General features: G+C 71.6%; 18 protein-coding genes. 4 read left to right on the top strand and 14 right to left on the bottom strand.

The window, feature by feature from the left end; translation table 11 throughout:
* Positions 1-61: 61 nt before the first annotated feature.
* From ACGFK0_RS02375 to ACGFK0_RS02430, 12 genes are all read right to left on the bottom strand, one after another.
* Positions 62-1069 (bottom strand): LacI family DNA-binding transcriptional regulator, encoded by a 1008-nt coding sequence (locus ACGFK0_RS02375; protein WP_392898890.1) that lies wholly within the window; start codon positions 1067-1069, stop codon positions 62-64.
* The gene (locus ACGFK0_RS02380) at positions 1053-2300 is read right to left on the bottom strand and encodes an MFS transporter (protein WP_392898893.1); all 1248 of its coding nucleotides are present in this window, start codon (positions 2298-2300) and stop codon (positions 1053-1055) included. Before ACGFK0_RS02380 ends, ACGFK0_RS02375 begins: the two co-directional genes overlap by 17 nt.
* 50 nt (positions 2301-2350) lie before the next feature.
* Entirely contained in the window at positions 2351-3733 is a 1383-nt protein-coding gene (locus tag ACGFK0_RS02385) for a GH1 family beta-glucosidase (protein ID WP_392898896.1), read from the bottom strand.
* Entirely contained in the window at positions 3733-6024 is a 2292-nt protein-coding gene (gene yicI, locus ACGFK0_RS02390) for an alpha-xylosidase (RefSeq protein WP_392898899.1), read from the bottom strand. Before yicI ends, ACGFK0_RS02385 begins: the two co-directional genes overlap by 1 nt.
* A complete protein-coding gene (locus ACGFK0_RS02395) occupies positions 6024-6914 on the bottom strand; it encodes a carbohydrate ABC transporter permease (protein ID WP_392898901.1) in 891 nt (296 codons plus the stop codon). Before ACGFK0_RS02395 ends, yicI begins: the two co-directional genes overlap by 1 nt.
* The gene (locus ACGFK0_RS02400; protein WP_392898904.1) at positions 6911-7825 is read right to left on the bottom strand and encodes a carbohydrate ABC transporter permease; all 915 of its coding nucleotides are present in this window, start codon (positions 7823-7825) and stop codon (positions 6911-6913) included. Before ACGFK0_RS02400 ends, ACGFK0_RS02395 begins: the two co-directional genes overlap by 4 nt.
* Complete coding sequence (locus ACGFK0_RS02405; RefSeq protein ID WP_392898905.1) at positions 7822-9105, bottom strand: ABC transporter substrate-binding protein; 1284 nt, start codon at positions 9103-9105, stop codon at positions 7822-7824. The genes ACGFK0_RS02400 and ACGFK0_RS02405 overlap by 4 nt, the downstream gene beginning before the upstream one ends.
* Before the next feature lie 165 nt (positions 9106-9270).
* Positions 9271-10608 (bottom strand): cellulose binding domain-containing protein, encoded by a 1338-nt coding sequence (locus tag ACGFK0_RS02410; RefSeq protein ID WP_392898908.1) that lies wholly within the window; start codon positions 10606-10608, stop codon positions 9271-9273.
* 19 nt (positions 10609-10627) lie between these two features.
* Complete coding sequence (locus tag ACGFK0_RS02415; RefSeq protein WP_392898911.1) at positions 10628-11419, bottom strand: putative hydro-lyase; 792 nt, start codon at positions 11417-11419, stop codon at positions 10628-10630.
* A complete protein-coding gene (locus ACGFK0_RS02420) occupies positions 11416-12309 on the bottom strand; it encodes a biotin-dependent carboxyltransferase family protein (RefSeq protein WP_392898913.1) in 894 nt (297 codons plus the stop codon). Before ACGFK0_RS02420 ends, ACGFK0_RS02415 begins: the two co-directional genes overlap by 4 nt.
* Positions 12306-12914 (bottom strand): allophanate hydrolase subunit 1, encoded by a 609-nt coding sequence (locus ACGFK0_RS02425; protein ID WP_392898916.1) that lies wholly within the window; start codon positions 12912-12914, stop codon positions 12306-12308. Before ACGFK0_RS02425 ends, ACGFK0_RS02420 begins: the two co-directional genes overlap by 4 nt.
* Before the next feature lie 7 nt (positions 12915-12921).
* Entirely contained in the window at positions 12922-14151 is a 1230-nt protein-coding gene (locus tag ACGFK0_RS02430) for an NRAMP family divalent metal transporter (protein WP_392898919.1), read from the bottom strand.
* A gap of 157 nt (positions 14152-14308) precedes the next feature.
* Between ACGFK0_RS02430 and ACGFK0_RS02435 the strand changes: the two genes are divergently transcribed.
* Entirely contained in the window at positions 14309-15010 is a 702-nt protein-coding gene (locus ACGFK0_RS02435; protein ID WP_392898921.1) for a GntR family transcriptional regulator, read from the top strand.
* Between the two features lie 45 nt (positions 15011-15055).
* Here the strand turns inward: ACGFK0_RS02435 and ACGFK0_RS02440 are convergent, their stop codons facing one another.
* Complete coding sequence (locus ACGFK0_RS02440) at positions 15056-15691, bottom strand: GntR family transcriptional regulator (RefSeq protein WP_392898924.1); 636 nt, start codon at positions 15689-15691, stop codon at positions 15056-15058.
* Positions 15692-15820: 129 nt separating this feature from the next.
* Between ACGFK0_RS02440 and pdhA the strand changes: the two genes are divergently transcribed.
* From pdhA to ACGFK0_RS02455, 3 genes are read left to right on the top strand one after another with little or no spacing between them, the layout of a single operon-like run.
* Complete coding sequence (gene pdhA, locus ACGFK0_RS02445; protein WP_392898927.1) at positions 15821-17029, top strand: pyruvate dehydrogenase (acetyl-transferring) E1 component subunit alpha; 1209 nt, start codon at positions 15821-15823, stop codon at positions 17027-17029.
* An 11-nt stretch (positions 17030-17040) separates the two neighbouring features.
* Positions 17041-18051: an alpha-ketoacid dehydrogenase subunit beta gene (locus ACGFK0_RS02450; protein ID WP_392898931.1), complete on the top strand. Its 1011-nt coding sequence runs from the start codon at positions 17041-17043 to the stop codon at positions 18049-18051.
* Entirely contained in the window at positions 18048-19331 is a 1284-nt protein-coding gene (locus tag ACGFK0_RS02455; protein WP_392898933.1) for a dihydrolipoamide acetyltransferase family protein, read from the top strand. The genes ACGFK0_RS02450 and ACGFK0_RS02455 overlap by 4 nt, the downstream gene beginning before the upstream one ends.
* Positions 19332-19364: 33 nt before the next feature.
* On the opposite strand, the gene ACGFK0_RS02460 is transcribed toward ACGFK0_RS02455, so the two are convergent.
* Positions 19365-20975 (bottom strand): acyl-CoA synthetase, encoded by a 1611-nt coding sequence (locus ACGFK0_RS02460; protein ID WP_392898935.1) that lies wholly within the window; start codon positions 20973-20975, stop codon positions 19365-19367.
* Positions 20976-21035: the final 60 nt, after the last annotated feature.

The following is a 21035-nucleotide window of genomic DNA, read 5'->3' on the forward strand; positions in this document are numbered from 1 at the left end:
GTGATTATCGAAGCGCTTCGACTATGGCCCGTGCAGGGCCCTCTCCGTACCTCCTTGTCGGTCAGCCGGCGGCGGGCGCGGTGCTGGCCCGCCGGGTCAGGGTCGGCGGGAGCAGGGTCGCGGCCGGAACCGCGGCCCCGTCGAGCTTGGACATCAGCAGCTCCACGGCGCGTCCACCCACCTCGTCGGCGGGGATCGCGACGGACGACAGCGGCGGCTCGGCGTGCTCGGCCATCTCGTCCGGGCATATCGCGACGACCGACACGTCCTCCGGGACGCGGCGTCCGGCGGCGCGCAGGGCCCGCACGACCGGGCCCACGATCGGCTCGTTGTGGACGAGGACGCCGGTCAGGCCGGGACGCTCGGCGAGGAGCCGCCCCACCAGTTCGCGGGCCGCGTCCGCGGTGGCCTCGCACGGCAGGACGTCCCCGGTCAGGCCGGCCGCCCGCACCGCGCCGGTGAACCCGTCCGCGACCCGCTGCGCGAAGCCCGTCTGCCGGGCGTAGACCTCGGGCGGCGAGCCGATCATCGCGATCTCCCGGTGCCCGAGCTCGGCCAGATGCTCGACGCAGACGGCGCCGGCGGCGTGGAAGTCGAGGTCGATGCAGGTCAGGTCGTCGGCGTCGGCGGGGAAGCCGATGAGCACGCTCGGCCGGTCCAGGGAGCGCAGCAGCGGCAGCCGCGGATCCTTCATCTGCACGTCCATCACGATCAGGGCGTCCACGAGCGCGCTGTCGGCGACGCGGCGCAGGCCGTCCTCGCCCTCCTCCTGGGTGAGCAGCAGGACGTCGTGGTCGTGCCGGCGGGCGGCGGTCACCACCGACACGGCGAACTGCATGACGACGGGCACCGCGATGCCGGAGCGCAGCGGGATCATCAGCGCGAGCACGTTGGACCGGCTGCTGGCGAGCGCGCGGGCGCCCGCGTGCGGCCGGTAGCCGAGCTCGCGGATGCTCTCCCGGACGCGGTGGCGGGTCTCCTCGGAGATCGAGCGTTTGCCGCTCAGCACGTAGGAGACCGTGCTCGGCGACACTCCGGCGTGCCGCGCCACATCAGTGATCTTGACCACGGACCGTCCCGTCGTCCTCGAAGCGTGTGAGAGTGCGATCGATGCTAGCCGTGCCGAGGCCGGCCGGAGCCCGCGCGCGGAACGCCCGCCGCCGGACCGGGCGTTCCACGCCGATCACGGCGAGCGCCGCGCCGGCGGCGACCGCGCCCGCGAGGGCCGTGCCGCGCACACCGGTGAACGGCAGCAGCGCGCCGCCGAGCAGGGCGCCGCCCCCGATGCCGACGTTGAACGCGGACGCCGCCCACGCCGAGGCCACGCCGGTGTCGCCCGGCGCCGACTGCAGCACCCTGGCCTGCATGGCCGTCACGAAGGCGGGCAGCCCGAGGCCGAGCAGGACGAGCCCGGCGACCGCCGGTACCGCCGCGGCACCGAACGTGAACAGGCCGAGCATCGCGATCGTGAGCACGGCGGTGGACGCGGCCAGCAGGGCGCGGGGGCCGCGGTCCACCACGATCCCGGCGATGACGAGGCCGCAGATGTCGGCGGCGCCGTTCACCAGCAGCAGCGGGCTGATCGCGGAGCCGGGGAAGCCGCTGACGCCGGTCAGGAACTCGGTGATGTAGGTGTAGCAGGCGAACACGCCTCCGATGGCCAGCACGACGGTGACCATCAGCAGCCGGAAGCGCCGCCGGTCCGGCCGCGCCGCGGGGACGGAGGCCGAGCCGCCCGCGTTCCCGCCGGGCAGCAGGACGGCGACGGCGGCGAGCGAGATCAGGCACAGGGCGCCGAGCGCGGCGAAGGAGGCGCGCCAGCCGGCGGCGCGGCCGAGCCAGGTGCCGAGGGGGATGCCGATGACGACGGCGAGGGACCCGCCGGCGAACACGTAGGCCGCCGCCCTCCCCCGTCGCGCGGGCGGGAACAGCGCGGCCGCCGCCACCGCGGCGACCGGCCAGAACACCGCCTGGGCGAGCGCGGTGACCAGCCGCGAGCCCAGCAGGGCGCCGTAGCCGGGGGACGCCGCCGCGGCGAACGACATGGCGACGAAGAGGAGCATCACGCCGGTGAGCAGCCGGCGCCGTCCCATCCGGGCCGTGACCCGCACGAGCGGGACGCAGACGACCGCGACCACGGCCGCGTAGCCGGTCACGAGCAGGCCGACGGCCGACGGCGAGACGTCCAGGTCGTCCGCGATGAGGCGGAGCAGCCCGATCGGCAGGCTCTCCGTCGTGACGAAGCAGAACGCGGCGAGGGACAGCGCCAGGACGGCCACCCGCGCGCGTGCGGCGCTCATGGGCTCCCGCGAGGTCATTGGCTCCCGCGAGGTCATGGGCTTGCGCGACGTCATGGGCTCGCGCGGCGGGAGGCGATGGCGTCGCGATACCAGTGGGCGCTGTCCTTCCAGGTGCGTTCGCCGGTGGCGTAGTCGACGTGGACGAGGCCGAAGCGCTTGGAGTAGCCGTAGGCCCACTCGAAGTTGTCCAGCAGCGACCAGGCGAAGTAGCCGCGGACGTCCGCGCCGGCGTCGCAGGCTCTTTCCACGGCGGCGATGTGGTCGCGCAGATACGTGATGCGGCGGTCGTCGTGGACGTGGCGCCTCCCGTCCGGCGCGCCGTCCACCGCGTCGTCGAACGCGGCGCCGTTCTCGGTGACCATCAGCGGGGTGTGCGGGTAGTCGCGGTGCAGCCGCAGAAGGAGTTCCTCCATGCCGCTCGCGTCGATCGGCCAGTTCATCGCCGTGTAGGGGCCGGGCAGGCGGGCGAACTCGACGGTGTCGCAGCCGACGAACGGCGACGCCGCGCCCTGCCGGTGGCCGTCCGCGTGCTCGCGCGGGGAGACGCCGTCCCACTGCCGGACGAGCGTGGGCGCGTAGTAGTTGACGCCGAGGACGTCGATGGGGGCGGCGATGATCTCGGCGTCGCCGTCGCGCAGGAAACCCCAGTCGGTGAGGGACGCCGTGTCGTCCAGGAGGTCGGCGGGGTAGCCCCTGCCGAGCATCGGGTCGAGGAACACCCGGTTGGAGACGGCGTCCACCCGCCGGACGGCCTCCGCGTCGCCGCGCAGATGGTGGATGTTGAGGGTGACCGAGTGGCGCGCGGACGGGGGGACGACGCCGCGCAGAGCCCGCACGGCCAGGCCGTGCGCGAGGTTCAGGTGGTGGGCGGCGGCGAGCGCGTCCGCCGGGTCGGTGCGGCCGGGGGCGTGGACGCCGGACGCGTAGCCGAGGAACGCCGAGCACCACGGCTCGTTCAGCGTCGTCCACGTGTGGACGCGGTCGCCGAGGACGCGCCCGATCCGTTCGGCGTAGTCGGCGAACCGGCGTGCCGTGTCCCGCTCGGGCCAGCCGCCGGCGTCCTCCAGTTCTTGCGGGAGGTCCCAGTGGTAGAGGGTCGCGACCGGGGCGATGCCGTGTTCGAGGAGTTCGTCGACCAGCCGGGAGTAGAAGTCGATGCCCTTCTGGTTGGGCGTCCCTCCCGGCAGGACGCGCGACCAGGAGATGGAGAACCGGTAGGCGTCGATGCCCAGGCCGGCCATCGTCGCGACGTCCTCCTGCCGGCGGTGGTAGTGGTCGGTGGCGACGTCACCGGTTTCGCCGTTGAGCACCTTGCCCGGTGTATGGCTGAAGGTGTCCCAGATGGACGGTGCGCGTCCGTCCTCCTGGGCCGCTCCCTCGATCTGGTAGGCGGCGGTGGCCGCCCCCCACAGGAACCCTTCCGGGAAGCCCATCAATTCTCCTCTTCCAGGGTGATGACCAGTTCGCCACCGGCCGCCTTGATCAGAACGCCTTGCGGATGTGCGGAAGGCTCGCCGCCCTCCACCGCGGCCACGCGCGCGTTGACGAGGAGAACGTTCCAGGCTCCGCCGCCTGTCACGCGCAGGTTTTCACCGTTTCTCGCCGTGGTGAACGTGGTGTCGCCGACCTGTGCGGTGACGGTTGCTCCATCGGACGGCTCGTAGATGCGCAAGGTGACATCGTCGGCGTGGTCGTAGTCGGGACGGTCGTCCACGGCGCCCTCCGGGATGACGGCCCCCGGGCGGACGAGCAGCGGCACGCTGCCGAACCCGTGCCTTTCCCGCACCCAGCGGCCGCCTTCGACGCGTTCGCCGGTGAGGTAGTGGGTCCACACGCCCCCGGGCACGTAGTAGGAGACTTCACCGCCGGACGAGAAGACCGGTGCCACGAGCAGATCGTCGCCGAGCATGTACTGGCGTTCCAAGTGGGTGCAGGCGGGGTCGCCGGGGAATTCGACGACCATTGCCCGCATCATCGGCAGCCCTTCCCCGTAGGCCTGGCGGGCGGCACCGGAGAGATAGGGCATCAGCCGCATCTTCAGCCGGGTGAAGTCCCGCAGGACATCCACCGACTCCTCGTCGAACAGCCACGGCACCCGGTAGGAATGGCTGCCGTGCAGGCGGCTGTGCGACGACAGCAGCCCGAACGCGATCCACCGTTTGAACAGCGCCGGGTCGGGTGTCCCCTCGAAGCCGCCGATGTCGTGGCTCCAGTAGCCGAAGCCCGACATTCCCAGGGACAGGCCGCCGCGGAGGCTCTCCCCCATCGCCTCGAACGTCGATTCGGCGTCGCCGCCCCAGTGCAGCGGAAAACGCTGCGTGCCGGCCGTGGCGGAACGGGCGAACACCACCGCCTCACCCTCGCCGCGCTTCTTGCGCAGCAGGTCGAACACGGTCCGGTTGTAGAGGTGGGTGTAGTAGTTGTGCGCCCGTTCCGGGTCGGAACCGTCGTGGTAGACGACATCGGTGGGAATGCGTTCGCCGAAGTCCGTCTTGAAGGAGTCCACGCCCATGTCGAGCAGCGCGCCGAGTTTGCCGGCGTACCATTCCCTGGCTTCGGGGTGGGTGAAGTCGACCACGGCGAGGCCAGGCTGCCACTTGTCCCACTGCCACACGTCCCCGTTCGGGCGTTTCAGCAGGTAGCCGCGCGAACGCCCCTCCTCGAACAGCGGTGAGCGCTGCCCGATGTACGGGTTGATCCAGACGCAGATCCGCAGTCCGCGCTCGCGAAGCCGGCGCAGCATCCCCTCCGGGTCGGGGAACACCCTCGGGTCCCATTCGAAGTCGCACCACTGGAACTCGCGCATCCAGAAGCAGTCGAAATGGAAGACGCTGAGCGGCAGGTCGCGCGAGGCCATCCCGTCGATGAACGACGTGACGGTCTCCTCGTCATAGGACGTGGTGAACGACGTGGACAGCCACAGCCCGTACGACCATTCGGGGAGCCGGGCAGGCCGTCCCGTGAGCGCGGTGTACTTGCGCAGGATCTCCTTCGGCGTCGGCCCGTAGATGACGAAGTACCGCATCGACTGGCCCTCGACGCTGAACTGCGTCCGGGCGACGGCCTCCGAGGCCACCTCGAAGGACACGCGACCCGGATGGTCGACGAAGACGCCGTAGCCCGCGTTCGTCAGGAAGAACGGCACGTTCTTGTACGCCTGCTCGCTGGCCGTCCCGCCGTCGGCGTTCCACACGTCCACGGACTGGCCGTTCTTCACCAGCGGCCCGAACCGTTCACCGAGCCCGTAGACGAAGTCGTCGACGGCCAGATCGAGCTGTTCCCGGATGTAATGGCGTCCGTCGCCGGTGTCGATGACGGCCTGCGCCTTGGGCGCGCTGCCGGTGAGGCGCCGCCCGTCCACCAGGAAGTCGACGCCCCATTTCCCTCCGCGCCTGACCCGCACCGAAAGGTCGCCGGACGTCAGCGTCGCCGCGTCGTCATCGATGGACACCTCCCCGGCCGGGTCGGTGGCCAGCTCGAAACGGGGGCCGCGCCGTTCCTCCCCGGCGAAGTGGGTCAGGGTGACACCGACGACGTCCGGCATCGGCGACTCGCACGTCACCGTGACCGCCGGTCCCTTGAGCAGATCGCCCCGGTGCCTGATCCGCTCGACGGGCGCGTACACCGTGAACGAGTCGGGCCCGGCGTCGACGTCGAGGACCTCGACCGGATGGGCGGCGTGCACACCTTCGCGCATCATCCAGTAGCCGTCACTGAACTTCATTACTTGATGGCCCCCGCGGTGAGTCCGCGCGACAGAGTGCGCTGGAAGATGAGGAAGAAGACGACGGTCGGGAGAAGGCCGAGCAGCGACGCGGCGCTGGACATCGTGGCGTCCATGAGCCGCTGCCCTTGCAGGACGCCGAGCGCGACCGAGACCGTCTGGTTCTCGTTGGAGATCAGGAAGACCATGGGGATCAGGAACTCGTTCCAGGTCCACACGAAGAAGAACACCATCAGCACCGACAGCGTCGGCCGCACGACCGGCACGATCACCCGCCACAGGACCTGCCATCGGCCGGCGCCGTCGATCCGCGCCGCCTCCAGCAGCGGGCGCGGGAACGCCGACAGCACCGACGCCAGCAGATACGTCCCGAACGCGCTCTGGATGACCGTGAACACGATGATCACGCTGATCCTGGTGTCGTACAGGCCGACCTGCTTGGACAGGTAGTACAGCGGGTAGACCAGCGCCTCCTGCGGCACGGTGTTCGCCATGAGCAGCAGCACGAGCACCCACATCCGCCCCTTGATCCGGCCGATGCCGAGCGCGTAGGCGTTCAGCACCGACAGCAGGACCGCCAGGACGGCGACGGAACCGCTGATGAACACGCTGTTCAGCAGCACGTTCCCGAAGTCGGTGCGCTCCCAGAACGCGCGGACGGCGTCCAGGTTGAACCCGTCCGGCGGTGACAGCGGCCCCTTCGAGGAGTACTCCTGCGGCGTCTTCAGCGCGTTGAAGACCACCACGACGAACGGGATCAGCATCACGCCGGCGAACGCGGCCAGCGCCACCAGCACCGCGTAGGCGGACGGTCCGCGGCGGCGTCGCCGCGGGTTGCCGGGCCGTTCGCGCGGCGGCGTCCCGGCCTTCTTCGCCGGCGTCGCCGTCACTGCTCCTCCCCCAGCTCACGTCCCTGCATGCGCAGGAAGACGACGGTCAGCGCGATGATGACGAGCGTCAGCACGGTCGCGATCGCCGAGCCGTAGCCGACGTCGGACTTCTCGAAGAAGTGGACCCACGAGTAGTACGCCGGCACGTTCGTCGCTCCGCCCGGGCCGCCCTTCGTGAGCACAAAGATCTGCGCGAACGCCTTCAACGCGGCGATCGTCGTCCACAGCAGGACCACGAAGATCTCCGGCCGGATCTGCGGGACCGTGACGTGCCAGAACCGCCGCATCCAGGAGGCGCCGTCGATCTCCGCCGCCTCGTACAGCGCCGGGTCGACCCGCTGCAGCCCCGACATGAAGATCACCAGCGGGAATCCGATCTGGATCCAGACCATCACCGCGATGACGCTCCACAGGGCCGTGGCCGGGTCGCCGAGCCAGTCGTGCGCGAGCGACCCGAGGCCCACGGCGTCCAGCAGCGCGTTGACCGCGCCGCCCTCCGGGGCCAGCAGCCAGCTCCACACCACGCCCGCGATGACGATCGGCAGCACCTGCGGCAGGTAGATGCAGGCGCGCAGGACGCTCGCGGTCCGCGACCCGAAGTGCCGGTCGATCAGGTCGGTCAGCACCGAGGCCAGCACCAGCCCGATCATCGTCGGGAGGACCGCCATCCCGATGATGATCAGTGCGTTGTGCCCGAACGACGCCCAGAACTGCTCGTCCTTCACCAGTTCCCGGTAGTTGTCGAGCCCGACCCACTCCGGGGTGCCGATGCCCGTCCACTCGGTGAAGCTCGTCCCGATGTTCATCAGGAACGGCACACCGATGACGGCGGTGAACAGGAGCAGGCCGGGGAGCAGATAGGGCAGATACGCCCACTGCTCCCGCGACCGGCCGCGGCCCTGCGTCGTCACTTCGGCAGGCCGCTGTCGTAGGACTTCTGGATGCCGCCGAGCACCTCACCCGGGGGGGTGCCGTTCATGAGCTTCTGCGTCTGCGACACCAGCACGTCGTAGAAGCCGGCGACCGGCCAGTCCGGGTAGTAGGCCAGCCCGCCGGACTTGGCCAGCGCGTCGAAGTCCGAGATGAGCTTCTCGGCCTTCGGCTCGGTGATCGCGGCCGGGTCCGCCGCGACCGGGATGCCGCCCGCGTTGCCGAGGGTGTTCTGGATGTTCTTCTTCATCGTGATGTCGATGAAGTCGTAGGCGAGCTCCTTGTTCTCCGACCCCTGGGGGACGACCCACAGGTTGCCGCCCGAGCCGAGCGTCATCTTGGCGCCGGGCCACACCGAGGTCTCCCAGTCGAACTTCGACTCCGCGGCGACGCGCCCGAACCACCAGCTTCCGGAGAACATCATCGGGAACTCGCCCTTCATGAAGGCGACGCCCGCGTCCTCGGCCTTGAGGCTGACGGAGTTCTTGGCGATGTAGCCCTTCTTCACCCAGTCGGCGAACGTCGTCGCCCCGTGGGTCCAGGCGGCGTCGTTGAAGTTCGCCTTGGCGGTGTAGCGCTGGAAGGCGTCCACCCAGCTCTGGTCGGCCTTGTCGAGGGCGAGCTGGTAGACGAACTGGTGCGCCATGTACTCGGCGCCCGCGTTGGTGAACGGCGTGACGTCCTTCGCGACGAACGCGTCCATCGCGGCGATCAGCTCGTCGAACGTCGTGGGGATCTCGACGCCGTGCTTCTCGAACAGGTCCTTGTTGTAGTACACCTGCAGATACTCGGCGTAGTTGGGGACGCCGAACCACTTGTCGCCGCCCATCGTCCCCTTGGCGTCGTACTTGGCGGTGACCTGGACGTTCGGGCTGATCAGCTTGCCCCAGCCGCGCTTCTGGACCTCGGGGGTGAGGTCGGTGAGAAGCCCCTGCTTGGACAGCAGGCCGGCGGTCGCGTTGCCCTTGTTGTACTCCATGACGTCGGGGGCGTCCTTGGAGTTCAGGACCATGGGCGCGGTCTTCTGGATCTGCTCGAAGCCCTTCTCCTCGAACTTCACCGTGACGCCGGGATGCGTGGCCTCGAACTCCTTGACGGCCTCGTTCCATGCCTTGCCCATGGCGCTGTCGGGGGACTCGTAGTGCCAGAGCTTCAGCACCTTGCCGTCCGAGCCGCCGTCGTCGCCGCCGCACGCGGTCAGCGACAGGGCGGCCGCGGCAAGGGCGGCGAGCACCGCCACGCTCCTGCCTGCCTTGATCATGGTCTCCTCCGGGGGTGGGATCGAGCCGACTGTCGAAGCGCTTCGATTGTCCCGGATGCTAAGCCTTCGACCAGCCGCGGCACAATAGGCGGCGCCCCATCAATTCGATCCCGAGCAGCATGAGCTGCGACGATACTCTGGGAGCGCTCCCATTGACTCGGTGGGTCAGGTGCGGCACTCTCCGCCGTTGAGGGTGAAGCGGGACGGGCGGCCGTCGCCGCCGTCCTGCCGTCCGATGAACCCGAACTCGGCCGTCCCGTCCGGCGGGATCGACCGGTTCCAGTCGGCCGCCGTGACGGTGACCGACGAGCCGTCCTGGACCTGGCTGCCGTTCCAGAGCTGCGTGATCGCCTGGCCGTCCGGCAGTTCGAACCCCAGCCGCCAGCCGTCGATCTCCCCGGCGCCGAGGTTCGTGATCCGCACCGTGGCCTGGAAGCCCTGCGGCCACGTCCCGTCGATCCGGTACGACACCGAGCACGCCGCCGGCTCCGGCTCCGGGCTCGCCGCCGGCGGCGGCGCGGTCGACCGCGGGGACGAGTCCGGGGAGAGCGCCGCGAGCAGCATCGCCACCAGCGCGACGACACCGGCCGCCGCCCCGGCGATGATCAAAGGCCTGCGGGCCGGCGCCGGGCCGGGCGGGGCCGGGTCGGCCAGGACGCGTGTCGGTTCTCGCGGCGCGCCGGACCTCAGGCCGCCGTCCGGAGCCCCGGCGGGCTGGGGCGCGGGGAACGGGGCGAGCTGGACGCCGGCCGCGCCGGCGAGTACCCGCGCCGCCTCCGAGGCGGTGGGGCGGGCCTCCGGGTCCTCGTCCAGGCAGCGGCGGCAGAGGGCGGTGACCGCGTCGGGAACGTCGCCGTCCAAGCACTCCCGGAGGACGACGCCAAGGGAGAACATGTCGGCCGCCGATGTCGGGGACGTGCCCGACAGGAGTTCCGGAGCGACATAGGCGGGAGTCCCGAGGAGGGGACCGCCGGGCGCGGACGGGCCGGTGAAGGCGATGCCGAAGTCGAGGACCTTCACACCGACCCGGGTCAGGAAGACGTTCGCCGGCTTGATGTCGCGGTGGACGATCCCGGCGGCATGCGCGGCGGCCAGGGCGTCGGCGACACGGGCACAGATCCCGGCCGCCTCACGCCAGGGCAGCGGCCCCCGGGACAGGCGTGCCGACAGGGTCTCACCGTCAAGCAACTCCATGACCACATACGGGACGTGTTCGTACCGCCCCTGGGGGGACGGCCCGCCGGACTGCCCGGGTCGGTGTTCGCCGTAGTCGTACACGCCGGTGATGCTGGGGTGCGTGAGACCCGCGGCGGCCTTCGCCTCCTGGCGCAGCCGCAGCGTGAACTCCTCGGGCCAGCCGCCGTTGGGGACCTTGACCGCGACGGCCCGGTCGAGGACGAGGTCGACCGCACGCCACACGGTCGCCATGCCGCCCGCGCCGAGGGGGCGCTCCAGGCGGTAGCGCTCCCCCAGAAGGTCGCCCGGGGCGACGATCTCGGCCATGCGAGCAGCCTATGCCGTGTCAGGGAACCAGATACCTGGTGTCGCGGGCGTCGGTGATCGCCATGTGGCCGGGGGCATGCCCGATGGCCAGCTTCGGACGGGACGCCATCACGGCCGCCTGCGGCGTCACGCCGCACGCCCAGAACACGGGGATCTCGTCCACCCGGACCTCGACGGGGTCGCCGAAGTCGGGGGCGCCGAGGTCGTCGATTCCGAGGTCGACCGGGTCGCCGATGTGGACGGGGGCGCCGTGGACGGACGGGTACCGGGACGTCACCCGGACGGCATCGGCCACCTGCGCGGCGGGGACGGGCCGCATCGAGACGACGAGGGGGCCGCCGAACTCCCCGGCGCGGCGGCACATCCGGTTCGTCCGGTACATCGGGACGTTGCCGTTCTGCTCGATGTGCCGGACGGGGACGCCGGCGTCGCGGAGCGCGTCCTCGAAGGTGAAGCTGCACCCGATGAGGAACGAGACCAGGTCGTCGCGCCAGAAGCCGGTCACGTCGGTCACCTCGGCGACCGGTTCGCCGCGCTCGTAGACGATGTAGCCGGGCAGGTCGGTGCGCAGGTCTCCGGCGAACAGGGGCGTGGACACCTCGCCGGGTTCGGCGACGTCCAGGACGGGGCACGGCTTGGGGTTGCGCTGCGCGAAAAGGAGCAGGTCGTAGGCCTGCTCGCGGGGCACGGCGATGAGGTTCGCCTGCGTCCAGCCGGCGCACCAGCCGGAGGTGGGGACGCGGAGGCCGGCCCGGAACAGCGCCCTGGCCTGGTCCGGCGACAACGCGCCCGGGTCGATCGGTGCGGTCATACTCTCTCCTCTCGAAGGTCCGGCGCGGGATGCGGCCGAAAACGGAGCCGCTGCCCGGGACGGGCCTGTGCGGCGCGCCCCACGTGTGCGGAGGCGACCACCGCGATGACGGGATATCCGCCGGTCAGCGGGTGATCGGCGAGGAACAGCACGGGCTGCCCGGACGGCGGCACCTGCAGTGCCCCGGTGACGGTTCCCTCGCTGGGTAGTTCGCCGCGTTCCGCATGGGGCAAACGCGGTCCGTCCAGCCGCATGCCGACCCGGTCGATCTCGCTGGTCACCGTGTAGGCGGAGGTGAACAGCGTGGTCAGCGCGGTGGGAGAGAACCAGTCGTCGCGGGGGCCGGGCATCGCGTGCAGGCCGATGTCGCCGGGCGGCGGCGGGCGGACGGGCAGCACGTCCAGGAGCGGACCGGCCCCGCGGGGCGGCTGGCCGGCGTACAGCAGGTCGCCGGGCTTGAGCGGGCCGGGGCCGAGCCCCGCGAGGGTGTCGGTGGAGCGGGAGCCGAGGACGGGCGCGACGGCGAGCCCGCCGCGCACGGCCAGGTAGCTGCGCAGCCCCGCCGGCGGCACCGCCATCCGGAGTTCGGCGCCGTCCGGAATGTGGATCACCGAGTAGGGCGCCTCGGCGCGGCCGCCGACCGTGAGCGGGGCGGGTGCTCCGGTGACCGCGGCGAACAGCCCGCCGCGGCAGCGGACGCGGAGCCCGCCCAGCGTGACCTCGATCGCCGCCGCGTCCTCGGGGTTGCCGAGCGCGCGGTTGGCGAGCCTGAGCGAGTCCGGGTCCGCGGCGCCCGACACCCCCACGCCGAGCGCCGCATGACCCGGACGGCCCAGATCCTGGACGGTGGCCAGGGGACCTGTGTCGAGAACGTCCAGGCCCCGCTTCATGGTTCCCGCCGCACGAACCGAACCCGGACTCCGGGGCGGAGCAGGGCGGGCGGGTCGCGGTCCAGGTCCCATAGGACGGCCTCCGTGCGTCCTATGAGCTGCCAGCCGCCGGGTGATTCGACGGGGTAGACGCCGCTGAAGCGTCCGGCGAGGCCGACCGCGCCCGCGGGGACGCGGACGCGCGGCGTCGCGCGGCGCGGGACGTCCAGCCGGGGATCGCCGCCCTCCAGGTAGCCGAAGCCGGGCGCGAACCCCGTGAACGCGACCCGCCAGGCGGTACCGGTGTGGGCGGCGACGACCCCGGCGGGGGTGAGGCCGGTGAGGCGGGCGACCTCGCCGAGGTCCTCGCCGTCGTAGACGACGGGGACCTCGGCGGTGCCGGCGGCGCCGCCGGCCGTGCCGGGCCGGGTGGCGCGGACGGCGGCGGCGACCGCGGCCGGGTCGGCGGACGGGCCGAGCAGGAGGGTGAGGGTATGGGCCGCCGGGACGATGTCGGCGACGCCGGGCGGCGGGGACGCGGCCAGCGCCGCGTACAGGGCGAGCATGCCGGTCAGGTCCGGCAGTTCGACCAGGACGGCCGCGTCACCGCTCGGCAGGATCCGCACCCGGTCCTCACCCCCAGAGGTCGTTCAGGCCGGACAGGGAGTTCCAGCCCAGGTAGAGGGAGAGCAGCCAGGCGGCGGCGCCGAGGACGAGCAGCCAGACCGGGTACCGGTAGCCGCCGAGCAGGTCGCGGCGGCGGCCCGCCGCCCACAGCAGCACGGCGAGGCCGAACGGCAGGATGAGCCCGTTCAGCGCGCCCGCGAGGATGAGCAGCTTGGCCGGGGCCGTCCCGATCATGAGGAAGATCGAGCCGGAGACCAGGATGAACGCCACGACCAGGCGGTTGCGGTGCCGTTCGACGAAGGAGGAGAACGACACCAGGAACGACACCGAGGTGTAGGACGCGCCGATCACCGACGTGATCGCGGCCGACCACATGATCAGTCCGAAGAGGCGCAGCCCGGCCTCGCCGGCCGCGTGCTCGAAGGCGGAGGCGGGGGCGTTCTCCTTGGCCAGGGTCACGCCGCCGGCGACGACGCCGAGGACGGCGAGGAACAGCAGCACCCGCATCACGCCGGTGACGAGGATGCCGGTGACGGCGCTGCGGTTGATCTCCTTGACGTTCTCGCTCCCGGTCACGCCGGACTCGATCATGCGGTGCGCGCCCGCGTAGGTGATGTAGCCGCCGACCGTCCCGCCGATCAGGGTGGTGATGACGAGGAAGTCGACGGTCTCGGGTGCGATGCTCTGCCTGAGCGCGTCGCCGAGGGGCGGGTCGGACACGATCGCCACGTACAGCGTCAGCAGGATCATGACGCCGCCGAGCAGGATCACGATCCGGTCCATCGCGACCCCGGCGCGCCGGATCAGGAAGATCCCTATGGCGACGAGGGCGGAGATCCCGCCGCCGATCTTGACGTCCAGGCCGAGCAGCGCGTTCAGCCCGAGGGCGGTGCCGGCGATGTTGCCGATGTTGAAGACCAGGCCGCCGAAGACGTCCAGCGCGGCGAGGCCGTAGCCGGCGCCGGGCAGGACGCGGTTGCCGAGTTCCTGGGCGCGCATGCCGGAGACGCCGACGATGCGCCACACGTTGAGCTGGATCGCGATGTCCACCAGCACCGACACGACGATCGCGAACGCGAACGCGGCGCCGAGCTTGGCGGTGAACACGGTGGTCTGGGTGATGAAGCCGGGGCCGATGGCGCTGGTGGCCATCAGGAACATGGCGCCGAGGAGGGCGCCGCGACGTGAGCGTGCGGGTGGGGCCGGGGTCTCTGCCAGGGTGGTCCGGTCCGTCATGGGGGTGACCCTTCTGGGCGGTTCGGCTTTCCGTCAGCGTAGAGATTGTTCAACAATCCATCAAGAGACCTGTTGATGCATTCTTCGATCGCTGCGGATAGGCTGGGGTCGCATCAATTCCGCGCGGCAGCCCCGCGCCGATCCCGGAAGGTGGTCGATGGCCGTGCCGGCGCAGGGCTCATGGCTGACCGACATAGCGGCCGCCCGGCACGATCTCGACCGGACCAGCACCGCCGCGAGGATCGCCGAACTGCTCCGCGAGAAGATCACCGACGGCCGGCTGGCCCCCGGCGAACGGGTCCGCGAGGAGGAACTGGGCGACGCGCTGAAGGTGTCGCGCAACACGGTGCGGGAGGCGTTCCGCCTGCTCGCCCAGGAACGCCTGGTCGTCCACGAGTTCAACCGCGGCGTGTTCGTGCGCCGCGTCACCGCCGACGGCCTGGCCGACCTCTACCGGGTCAGGCGGATCCTGGAGTGCGAGGGCGTGCGGTCGGCGTCCGGCGCCCCCCACGAGGCGCTCGGCCGGGTGGAGGCCGCCGTCCTCGACGGCGAGCGCGCCGCCGCGGACGGCGAGTGGGCGGACGTGGGCACCGCCGACATCCGGTTCCACCAGGCGATCGCCGCGCTGGTGGGCAGCCCGCGCGTGGACGAGATGACCCGGCTCCTGCTCGCCGAGATGCGCCTGGTCTTCCACGAGATGGGGGCGCCGCGCGAGTTCCACGAGCCGTACCTCGCCCGCAACCGCCGCCTCTACGACCTGATCGCGCAGGGCGACCTCGCGGCCGCCGAGCGGGAACTGCGGTCCTATCTGGACGACGCCGAGGCGCAGCTCACCAAGGCGTACCGCGAGAAGGAGTGACCGCGCGAGCAGCGGCGCGAGAGCGGCGATCGCGAGAAGCGGTGGTCAGGGCGCGTAGTTCATGACGTGCTCGTGCAGCAGCTGCGGCGCCTGCGGGTCGCCGCGGCGGAACGCCTCGATCAGCTCGGCGTGCTCGGCCGACTTGGAGTAGATCCCGGTCTGGTGGAGGCGCAGGGACAGCGTCGTCCACAGCTCGATGCCGAGGCCCTCCCAGACCGAGACGAGCAGCCGGTTGCCCGCCGTCTCGACGATCTCGCGGTGGAAGGCGATGCTGAGGCGCATCTGCTCGTGCAGGTCACCGTCCCGCGCGGCCTCGCCGAGCAGCCGGTTGTGCTCCTCCAGCGCGTCCAGGCAGCCGTCGGAGAGGCGGGGCAGCGCGAGTTCCGCGGCCGTCCGCTCCAGCCCGGCCCGGACGGGGAAGATCTCGGCCAGGTCCCGCTCGGTGAACTCGCGGACGCGGGCGCCCCGGTTCGGCAGCGACTCGATCAGCCGCTGTGCCTCCAGCTGGCGCAGCGCCTCCCGGACGGGCCCCTGGCTGACGCCCAGCTCGGCCGCGATACGGCGCTCGACCAGGCGTTCGCCCGGCTCCCATCGCCCGGAGCTGATGCCTTCCACGATGAACTCCCGGATCTGGTCGGCGAGTCCGGTGCGCAGCAGCGGGGCGGGGATGGGCGCGTTCACGAAACCATGTTAGACGCAGATTCGGTAAGTGGGTCTTGACGGATAGAATATGATCGATCATAGATCAATGATGATCGGTGAGCGTCGTGGCGATCCTATGGCGCCGCCCCCGAAGAAGGAAGGTCGCCGATGACCGAGACCGTCCCGTCGACCAGCACGGCCTCGACCGGTGCAGGCGCCCCGGCCCGCGGCCGGAGGACGACCGGTACCCGGCCGCCCAAGGCCCGCGCCTCGTCGTCGAAACCCGCACCGTCGAAGACCGCGCCGTCGAAGCCCACCGGATCATCGCCTGCGGCCACCGCCACGTCGCCGGAGGCCCCCGTCCCGCCGCCGGACGCCGAGACGCTCGTCGGCTACTACCGGCAGATGCTGCTGATCAGGCGGTTCGAGGAGCGGGCCGGCCGCGCCTACACCGAGGCCAAGATCGGCGGCTACTGCCACCTGAACCTCGGCGAGGAGGCCACGGTCGTCGGCCTGACGGCCGCGCTGCGGCCCACCGACTACCTGTTCACCAACTACCGCGAGCACGGCTACGCCCTCAGCAAGGGCATCGGCGCGGACCGCGTCATGGCCGAGCTGTACGGCCGCTCCACCGGCGTCTCCAAGGGCTGGGGCGGGTCGATGCACCTGTTCGACGCCGAGGCGCGGCTGCTCGGCGGGTACGGCATCGTCGGCGGGCAGGTCCCCCTCGCCACCGGCGCGGCGCTCGCCGTCTCCTACAGGGGCGGCGACGACGTCGTCATGTGCCACATGGGCGACGGCACCACCGCGATCGGCGCGTTCCACGAGTCGCTGAACATCGCCGGCCTGTGGGACCTCCCCGTCGTCTTCGTCGTGGTCAACAACGGGCTGGGCATGGGCACGACCGTGGAGAACTCCGCCGCCGAGCCCGAGTTGTACCGGCGCGGCGCCGCCTACCGGATCGAGAGCGCCCGCGTGGACGGCACCGACGTGATCGCCGTCCGGGACGCCGCCCGCACCGCCGTCGAACGCGCACGCGCCGAGAGCAGGCCGTACCTGCTGGAGACCGTCAGCCCCCGGCTGAAGGGCCACTCCGTCGTCGACCCGGCCCGCTACCGGTCCAAGGAGGAGAAGGAGGCCCTCAAGGCCGCCGACCCCCTGGCCCGCATGGCGCTGGAACTGGAGGAGGCCGGGGTCCTCACCGCGGACCAGCGCGACCGCCTCGACGCCGAGGTCACCGCCGAGGTCACCGCGGCCGCCGCGTTCGCCGACGACAGCCCCGAACCCGACGTGTCGACGCTGTTCGACTACACCTACGCCACCCCCGTCGCCGGCGAGCAGCGACGGCTGCCCGCCGACCCCGTATTCGGTTCCTGAGGAGCACGCTCATGGCGACCATGACCTACCGGCAGGCCCTCCGGGACACGCTCCGCGCCGAGATGCTCCGGGACGACGACGTTTTCCTTCTCGGGGAGGAGATCGGGCTCTTCGAGGGCTCCTACAAGATCACCGAGGGGCTGCTGAAGGAGTTCGGGCCGCGCCGCGTCCGCGACACCCCGATCGCCGAGGAGGGCTTCGTCGGCGCCGCGATCGGCGCCGCGATGCTCGGCCTGCGCCCCGTCGTGGAGATCATGACGATCAACTTCTCGCTGCTGGCACTCGACCAGATCGTCAACCACGCCGCGAAGATCTACGGCATGTTCGGCGGGCAGGCGAGCGTGCCGATGGTGATCCGCACCCCGGGCGGCGGCGGCCAGCAGCTCGGCGCCACCCACTCGCAGAACGTCGAGCTGTTCTACTCATTCATCCCCGGTCTGAAGGTCGTCGCGCCGTCCACGCCCGCCGAGGCGTCCGCGATGCTGAAGGCCGCCGTCCGCGACGACGACCCGGTGCTGTTCCTGGAGAACCTCGCCCTCTACAACACCAAGGGCGAGGTCCCCGCGATCGAGGACGTCGAGCCCGCCGGGATCGGCCGCGCCGCCGTCACCCGCCCCGGCACCGACATCACGATCATCGGCTACTCCCGGATGGCCCGCGTCGCCGCCGAGGTCGCCGAGACCCTCGCCGCCGAGGGCATCTCCGCGGAGGTCGTGGACCTGCGCAGCCTCCGCCCCCTGGACCGGCGGACCGTCGTCGACTCCGTCCGCAAGACCGGCTCCGCCGTCGTCGCCGAGGACGACTGGCTCACCTACGGCATCGGCGCCGAGATCGCCGCGACCATCCAGGAGGGCGCGTTCGACTGGCTGGACGCCCCCGTCCGCCGCGTCGCGATGGCCGAGGTGCCGCTCCCCTACGCCAAGTCCCTGGAGACGGCGGCGCTGCCGTCCGCCGGATCCCTGCTCACCGCCGTCCGCGACACGCTCCGCGCGACCGGCCGCGCCCTGGAGCCCGCATCATGACCGACATCCTCATGCCCCGCCTCTCCGACACCATGGAAGAGGGCGTCATCAGCTCCTGGCAGAAGCAGCCGGGGGACGAGATCGCGGTCGGCGACGTCATCGTCGACATCGAGACCGACAAGGCCGTCATGGAGTACGAGGCGTACGAGGCCGGCGTGCTCGACAAGATCCTCGTGGCCGAGGGCGAGACCGCCGCGATCGGCGCCCCCATCGCCGTGATCGCCCCCGCGGGCGGCGCGGCACCCGCCGCCCGGGAGCCGGCCGCCGAACCGGAACCGGCAGCCCCGCCGGAACCGGCCGCCGCCGCGGAGCCCGAACCCGCCGCCGAGCCCGAACCGGCCGCCGCTTCCGCGACCCCCGCTCCGGCTCCCCAGCGCGCCGCCGGGGCGTCCCGTCCGCCGTCGTCGCCGCTCGCGCGCAGGCTGGCCCGCGACCACGGCATCGACCTGGCGGCGCTGAACGGCTCGGGTCCGGGCGGACGCATCGTCCGAGCCGACATCGAGGCCGCAGTCCGCGCCGAGGCCCTGGCCCCGGCTCCCGCACCCGTCCCGGCTCCGGCCCCCGCAGCGCCGCCCGTCAAGGCGCGGGCCGACGACCCGGACGTCGAGGCCGTCCCCCTGAACCGCTTCCGCAAGGTCGCGGCCAAGCGGCTCACGCAGAGCAAGCGCGAGGCGCCGCACTTCTACCTCAACCGCGAGGTGGACGCCGAGGCGCTGCTGGCCTTCCGCGCCACGCTGAACGAGGCGCTCGCGCCGTCCAAGGTCAGCGTGAACGACCTGATCGTGAAGGCCGCGGCGACCGCCCTCCGCGAGCACCCGGCCGTCAACGTCTCCTACACCGAGGACAGCCTGCTCTTCCACAAGCGCATCCATGTGGGGGTCGCGGTGGCGGTCGAGGCCGGCCTGGTCGTCCCGGTCATCAGGGACGCGGACCGCAGGAGCGTCTCGCAGATCGGCCAGGAGACCCGCGACCTGGCCGCCAAGGCGCGCGAAGGCAGGCTGTCGCCCATGGAGATGAGCGGCGGCACGTTCAGCGTCAGCAACCTCGGCATGTTCGGCGTCGACTCGTTCTCCGCGGTGATCAACCCGCCGGAGGCGGCGATCCTCGCCGTGGGCGCGGTCCGGGACGAGCCGGTCGTCCGCGACGGCCAGGTCGTCCCCGGCAAGCGCATGGCGGTCACCCTGTCGGTCGACCACCGCGCCACCGACGGCGCGACCGCCGCCAAGTTCCTGGACCGCCTGGCCGCCCTCCTCCAGAACCCGCTCCTGATCGTGGCCTGACCGGCCGGGAAACGCCCGGGGCGGCGCCTCGCGTCAGGCCGTCCCGGGGGCCAGGGTGCGCTTCGCCCACCGGTAGTCGGCCTTGCCGCTGGGCGAGCGCTGCACCTGCTCCACGATCTCGATCACCGCCGGAACCTTGTATCCGGCGAGCGTCGCGCGGCAGTGCGTGCGCAGTTCCTCCGGGTCGAGGCCTTCGTGTCCCCGGCGCAGCTCGACCACGGCGCCGACCCGGTGGCCGAACCGCTCGTCGGGCACGCCGGCGACGAGGACGTCCATCACGGCGGGATGCGCCTTGAGCGCCTGCTCGACCTCCTCGGGGAAGATCTTCTCCCCACCGGAGTTGATGCATCCGGAGCCGCGGCCGTGCACCACGATGGTGCCGTCGGCCTCGACCTCGGCCAGGTCGCCGAGCACCACCCACCGCACGCCGTCGATGACCGGGAACGTCGCACTCGACTTCTCCGGGTCGTTGAAGTAGGCGAGCGGCACATGCCCGCTGCGGGCCAGGCGGCCCAGCTCCCCGCTGCCGGGAGCCACGTCGCCGTGCCGGTCGTCGATCACCCGCACCGCCGGCGAGGGCTGCAGCCGCATGAGGCCGTCCTCGCCCGTGACGATGACCCCGTCGGCGCCGGACTCCGAAGCGCCGAAGCTGTTGCGGACCATGAGGTTCGGCAGCCGCTCCTTGAGCGCGTCCTGGGTGGACTGCGACAGGATCGCGCCGCCGGAGCCGATCACGAAGAGCGAGGAGAGGTCGAACCCGTCCCCGCGGTCGCGCAGCGCCTCCGCCAGCGGACGGGCCTGCGCGTCGCCGACCAGGGCGACGACCTGGACGCCGTGCCTCTCGATGCAGCGCAGTATCTCCACGGCGTCGAAGCTGCGCAGGAGGACCATGTGGGCGCCGCCGAACAGCCCCATGAACAGCGTGTAGCTGGCCGCGCCGTGCATGAGCGGCATCGAGATCAGGTAGGTCAGGGCGTTTCCGCCCTCCGCGGCCGCGACGACCTCCTCGACGGACGTGTACGGCTCGCCGTACGGGTTCCCGCCGAGGAGGGCGGCGTAGAAGAAGTCCTCGTGGCGCCACACCACGCCCTTGGGCATCCCGGTGGTGCCGCCCGTGTACAGCACGAACCGGTCGTCGCCGGTCAGGTCCGCGCGCGGCGCGCTCTCCCCCGGACACGCCGCCAACGCCTCTTCGTACTCCGCCACCGCCAGCTTCTCCGGCCACGAGACGGGCCCGGCGCCGCCGCCGTCATCGACGACGAGCACATGGCGCAGATGGGTGGTGCGGTCGGCCAGGGCCGCGACGCCGGGCGCGTACGCCGACTCGACCACGAGCGCGTGCAGCTGGGCGTCCTCGAACAGGTAGAGCAGCTCCGCTTCGACGTAGCGGTAGTTGATGTTGATCGGTACCGCGCGGGCCTTGAAACAGGCCAGCATCACCTCGACGTACTCGACGCTGTTGAGCAGGTACACGCCGACATGCTGACCCGGCTCGATGCCCGCCTTCACCAGATGGGCGGCGAGGCGGTTCGCGCGCCGGTCCAGCTCGGCGTAGGTGCGGGTCACGGTGCCGCAGGTGACCGCGGACCGGTCGGGCACCACACGGGCGACGGCTTCGTACAGGGTGGCGAGGTTCAGCGTCAAAGATCCGCTCCTGGTTACGGGCACCGGCATCGGGGGCAAGTGTGTGTTCGTCGCATTGTG

Origin of the sequence: Spirillospora sp. NPDC048823, from assembly GCF_043198445.1 — a bacterium.
Taxonomy (GTDB): domain Bacteria; phylum Actinomycetota; class Actinomycetes; order Streptosporangiales; family Streptosporangiaceae; genus Spirillospora.